5 protein-coding genes are annotated in these 5,440 nt (G+C 71.8%); 2 read left to right on the top strand and 3 right to left on the bottom strand.

Annotation, left to right across the window (positions count from 1 at the left end):
• Positions 1–42: 42 nt before the first annotated feature.
• The 3 genes from N864_RS18735 to N864_RS18725 all read right to left on the bottom strand — a co-directional run bounded on the left by N864_RS18735 (position 43) and on the right by N864_RS18725 (position 3,930).
• Positions 43–2,007, bottom strand: coding sequence for a M13 family metallopeptidase (locus N864_RS18735; RefSeq protein WP_081794034.1), 1,965 nt, complete (start codon positions 2,005–2,007; stop codon positions 43–45).
• 103 nt (positions 2,008–2,110) lie between these two features.
• Positions 2,111–2,593, bottom strand: coding sequence for a hypothetical protein (locus N864_RS18730; protein ID WP_034720726.1), 483 nt, complete (start codon positions 2,591–2,593; stop codon positions 2,111–2,113).
• Positions 2,590–3,930, bottom strand: coding sequence for a PspC domain-containing protein (locus N864_RS18725; protein WP_034720723.1), 1,341 nt, complete (start codon positions 3,928–3,930; stop codon positions 2,590–2,592). The genes N864_RS18730 and N864_RS18725 overlap by 4 nt, the downstream gene beginning before the upstream one ends.
• A 124-nt stretch (positions 3,931–4,054) precedes the next feature.
• Between N864_RS18725 and N864_RS26135 the strand changes: the two genes are divergently transcribed.
• Positions 4,055–4,534: a PspC domain-containing protein gene (locus N864_RS26135; RefSeq protein WP_240474402.1), complete on the top strand. Its 480-nt coding sequence runs from the start codon at positions 4,055–4,057 to the stop codon at positions 4,532–4,534.
• 36 nt (positions 4,535–4,570) lie between these two features.
• Positions 4,571–5,425 (top strand): sensor histidine kinase, encoded by an 855-nt coding sequence (locus N864_RS26130; RefSeq protein ID WP_051518791.1) that lies wholly within the window; start codon positions 4,571–4,573, stop codon positions 5,423–5,425.
• Positions 5,426–5,440: the final 15 nt, after the last annotated feature.

The raw sequence follows: 5,440 nt of genomic DNA, 5'->3' as shown, positions 1-5,440 counted from the left end.
CTCTCGATCGTCGGGATCGTGCTCTCGATCGGTGGGGTATCCCTAGAAGATCCGGACCCGCTCCTCGTCCGGCAGCCACAGGTCGTCGTCCGCCGTCACGCGGAACGCCTCGTGGAACTCGGTGACGTTGCGCACGGCATTGCCCCGGAACTCCTGGGGCGAGTGCGGGTCGATGGCGAGCAGCCGGACCGCCTCCTCGGGGCGGGCCTTGCCCTTCCACACCTGGGCCCAGCCCATGAAGAACCGCTGCGGCCCGGTGTAGCCGTCGATCTCCGGCATCCCGGTCTCCTCGGTCGCGATCCGGTAGGCCGCATACCCGATCTGCAGACCGCCGAGGTCGCCGATGTTCTCACCCACGGTGAGCGCACCGTTGACATGGTGCGAGTCGTCCAGGCCGTGCGGCACGTAGGTGTCGAACTGCCCGATGAGCCGCTGGGCGAGCGCGTCGAACCGCTTGCGGTCGTCCTCGGTCCACCAGTCACGCAGCGCCCCGGTGCCGTCGTAGCGGGAGCCCTGGTCGTCGAACCCGTGCCCGAGCTCGTGACCGATGACGGCGCCGATCCCGCCGTAGTTGACCGCGTCGTCGGCCTCGAGGTCGAAGAAGGGTGGCTGGAGGATCGCCGCCGGAAAGACGATCTCGTTCATCGACGGCATGTAGTAGGCGTTGACCGTCTGGGGCAGCATGAACCACTCGCCCCGGTCGATCGGTTTGCCGAGCTTGGCGAAGTTGCGGTCGACCTCGAAGGCCGTTGCCCGGCAGACGTTCCCGACCAGGTCGTCCGGCACGATCTCGATCGATGAGTAGTCGCGCCACTCGTCCGGGTAGCCGATCTTCGGGGTGAACTGGTCGAGCTTGGCGACGGCCTCGGCGCGGCTCTCGGGGCTCATCCACTCGAGCGAGCCGAACGAGCGACGGAACGCCTCGACGAGGTTGGCGACGAGCTGCTGCATCCGGTCCTTGGCCTCGGGCGGGAACCACTTGGCGACGTAGAGCCGCCCGACCGCCTCGCCGATCGCCTCCTCGACGACGGCGACGCCGCGCTTCCACCGTTCCTTGTTCTCCGGCTGGCCGGAGAGGGTGCGCCCGTAGAAGTCGAAGTCCTCGTCGACGAGTGCCTGCGGCAGCAGCGGCGCGAGCTCGGAGATGACGTGCCACGTCAGCCAGGCACGCCAGTCGTCGAGGTCACCCGCCCCCAGGGCGTCCCCAAGCGACTCGACGAAGCTCGGCTGCCGGACGACGACCTTGGCGAGCGCGTCGTCGGGCGCCTCGAGCGCGGCAAGCCAACGGCCCCAGGGGTAGTCCGGCGCCATCGTGTCCAGCTCCGCCCGAGTGCGCGCGTTGTAGGTCTTGATCGCGTCGCGGTTCGTGACGTTGTCCCAGTGCGACGCGGCGAGCCGCGTCTCGAGGGCCATGATGCGCACGGCCTTGTCCTGACCCTCCGGGACCCCTGCGAGCTCGAGCATCCGCCCGATGTGGGCGACGTACTTCTCCCGGATCCCGGCGTACTTCTCCTCGCGGTAGTACGACTCGTCGGGCAGGCCCAGACCGCCCTGCTCGAGGTAGACGACGTAGTCCTCCGGCGAGCGCTCGTCGGGGGCGACGTACTCCTGCACGAGCCCGGCCACCCCGGCCCGGCGCAGCCGGCCCAGAGCAGCTGCCAGCGCCTCGACCGAGTCGATCGCCGCGACCTCCGCCAGGAGCGGCTGCAGCGGGGCGAGGCCGAGCTCCTCGACCCGGTCCGTGTCCATGAAGCTGGCATAGAGGTCACCGACCTGACGGCTCGGTGAGCCGGCCGGGGCGTCGGTGTCAGCCGCCGCCTCCTCGATGAGGTCGCGCACCCGCCGCGTCGACTCCTCGCGGAGGATGTCGAAGGTGCCGAACCGTGCACGGTCGCCCGGGATCTCCGTCGTGTCGAGCCAGGTGCCGTTGACGAACCGGAAGAGGTCGTCCTGCGGACGCGTCGACGGGTCGAGGTTGGCGAGGTCGATGCCGGACTTCAGTGTCACGTCGTTCTCCTGTCGGGGTGGGCTCGCCAAAGCCTAACCACGAGACAGAGGTATGCCGCCCAGCTGGGCCAGCTGAGCGGCATACCCTCTCGTCTCGGTCGGCTCAGCGGCGCCGGCCGAGCAGGACTCCCGTCAGGCCGACGAGCAGGAGCAGGACGCCCAGTCCACCGACGAGCGAAGGGCCCATCCGGCCGAGGTCGACCTCGGCGCCGGTCAGGTTGGTGACCATGACGTAGGCCGCCACCACGAGGGCGAGCAGTCCGAGCATCACCGTTCCGGGGCGGGGGCCCTTCTGGATCGTCACGAGCGGCGGACGGTACGGCTCGGGGTCGGGCCGCCGGCTCGCCGGGTCGGGCGCGGGGGGCCCGGCTGGCGCGGACGACGCCTCGGAGCCGACGCTGCCCGATGCGACGACGTCGTCCGGGACGGGGTTCTGCGGCTCCACCCGGAAGGGCGGCTCGGGGATCGCCCGGGTCGGGTCACCGATCACGGTGGTGTCATCAGGATGCTGCTGGCTCTGGTCCATCGTGGTGTCCGTCCGCTCGTCGGGGCGGTTGGCCCCGGGGTCTGTGGTGTGGTCGCTCATGACGCGCTCCCCGTGGTGATGTTGATCTGGCCGGCGCCGACCTCGGCGTTGACGACCAGGTCGGGCTGGTCCTTGGCCGCGCCGTAGGTCACGGTCTCGGTCCAGCCGGTGCCGTCGAAGGTGAACTGCTTGCTGCCGGACCCGCCGGTGTTCGACTCATTCGCCCCCGCTGCCCGCAGCTCGCCGGCCTTGGCCTTGGCGTGGACGACGACGCTCGCGTCCTGCGGGACCACGAGGTCCAGCTCCCCGAGGCCGAGCACGACGTTGACGGTGTCCGGGCCCGGCGTCGCCGCGTGGTCGGCACCGGCGAGGTCGACACGGAGGTTGCCGATGCCGTTCTGGTAGTGGGCGTTCGGCGTCAGCGTCGTCACGGTGTAGCGGGCGTCGCCGACGTGGAAGGGCACCGTCATGCCCTTGGGGGTCACCAGCGTCATCAGCGTCCCGGCGATCCCGAGCACGGCGAAGGTGGTGAGCCAGCCGGTCTTGCGCCCCATGAGGCCGGCGACGACGAGGCCGAGACCGAGCACCCCGAGGGCCGCGGCGAAGGCCGCGCCGACGTGGCTGCCGCGCCAGCCGACGGAGTCTGCGACGCTGAGAACGACCGCTCCGGCCACCGTGGCGAGGCCGAGGATCAGCATGCCTGCCGCGAAGCCGATGCCGCGGACCCGCACGCGGGGCTCACCGTATGCCGCTGGGCTCGGGGTCCACACGGGCGCCGGCTCGGGCGCGGGGCTGGGCCCCGAGAAGGTGGCGCCCGCAGCGGCCGCCGCGTTGCCCGTCGAGACACCGGTCGACGCTGCGGGGGCGGCACTCGTCGAGGCGCTGGTCGGCGGGGCCGGGGCCGTCATGTCGTGCGGACCAGCCGGGTCATACGACCGCGCACCCGGACGGGGCCGCGACCGCATCAGGTCGCGGCCGGTGTCGGTCTGGGTCATGAACCACCAGGCGGCCACGGCGAGTCCGGCGAAGCCGATGAAGCGGAACCCGTTCCAGTCGTTGTTCCACCACGGGCCGCCGCCGAAGAGCGAGAGCCCGGCGATGACGAGCAGGAAGATCGAGCCGCCGTCGCCGTACTTGAGGGCCGCCTCGATCGGCAGCTTGCCCCGCTCGTCCGGCATGAGCAGCCACGCGACGAGGTAGAGGGCGATCCCCATCCCGAAGAACAGCCCGAAGAGGATGAAGCCGGCCCGGACGACGAGCGGGTCGACGCCGAGCCGACGGGCGATGCCCGCCGCGACACCGGCGAACCAGCGGCCGTCGCTCGTCCTGGTGATGCCCGGCCGGCGCAGCGCCTCGTAGAAGCCGTCGAGGCCGTGGGATGAGGTCTTCTTCGTCATGGCACCAGAGTGTCGGCTCCGGCCGGGCCCAGCCATGAGGGTCGACCCTGAACCGACCCTGACCGGACCCCCAAACCGGGCCGCGGTGGTCGTCAGCGCGGCCGGCGTGGGCGAGGATGAGCACATGGACACGGCACAACGGCCCCCCGGCGCCGCGCCCCCGCCGGCACCCCGCGGGGCGCCGCGGCCACCACTGGTCCGTCCCAGGTCGGGTCGGGTCATCGGTGGCGTCGCGATCGGGCTCGCCAACCACCTCGGCGTGCCCGTCAAGGTCGTGCGGATCATCTTCGTGCTGACGTCCATGCCGTTTGCCGCGGGCCTCACCGTCTATGTCTTCCTCTGGGCCACGATGCGCAACGCGGCGCCGGGTGACCCCGAGCTCGGCGCGACCGCGAGGGCAGGCGGCTCCGCCCCGCTGTCCCCCGGCGCCGTCCGGGCCTGGATCCGCAGCGGTAACCAGGCGGTCCTACTCGCGGTGCTCGGGATCGCGGTGCTCGTGGCGGCCGGCGCGATGTGGCTCGGCAGCGCCGGGGTCAACGTGCACCCCGAGGTCGTCCTGCCGGTCGTCGCCATCGGCATCGGTGCCGTGTTCTTCTGGTCCTAGCTCGACGACTCCGAGCCCGGCGGGTCCCGGCGGCCGGTGCGCTGGATCTGGCTCGTCATCGGGCTCTGCCTCGTCACGCTCGGCCTCGTCGGCCTGCTCGCCCGCGGCACGAGCCTCGGCGACCTGTGGCAGGTCGCCGGCGCTGTGCTCGCCGCGCTCGTCGGCCTCGCCGTGCTGTCCGCGCCGTGGATCCTGCGCCTGTGGAGCAACCTGCGCGAGGAGCAGGCCGCCCGCATCCGGGCCACCGAGCGAGCCGACATCGCCGCCCATCTGCACGACTCGGTCCTGCAGACCCTCGCCCTCATCCAACGACAGTCGCACGACGCCGGGATGGTCGCGCGCCTCGCCCGCGCCCAGGAGCGGCAGCTGCGGTCCTACCTCTACGACGAGGATGCCCGGGCCGGCACGCTGGGGGCCGCGCTCACTGCCGCACTCGACGAGGTCGAGGACCTGCACGGCGTGCCCGTCGAGCTCGTCGTCACCGGCGACCGGCCGATGGACCCCCACCTCGAGGCCCTCGTCAAGGCGGTCCGAGAGGCCGCCTGGAACGCGGTGCGGCATGCGAGCCCACCCGTCACCGCCTATGTGGAGGTCGGGCCGAAGCGGGTCGAGGCGTTCGTGCGTGACCACGGCGCCGGCTTCGACCTCGACGACGTGGCCGCGGACCGGGCCGGCGTGCGCGAGTCGATCATCGGTCGGATGGAACGGCACGGCGGCACGGCGAAGATCCGCCGCCGCAGCGACGGCACCGAGATCGAGCTGTGCCTGCCGGTCGAGCCGCTCTCCGAGGCGCCGAAGCCACCCCAGGCGGAGAAGAAGGGCGCCAACCCGGAGCCCCCGACAGTCCCCGACACCGAGCCCACCCCCACCGTCAAGGAGCACTCTGCATGAGCCCCGCCCGCACGA

The organism is Intrasporangium chromatireducens Q5-1, assembly GCF_000576575.1.
In the GTDB taxonomy this organism is placed as follows: domain Bacteria; phylum Actinomycetota; class Actinomycetes; order Actinomycetales; family Dermatophilaceae; genus Intrasporangium_A; species Intrasporangium_A chromatireducens.
The sequence above is the reverse complement of the archived record's forward strand: the minus strand, read 5'-3'. Positions and strand labels throughout refer to the sequence as shown.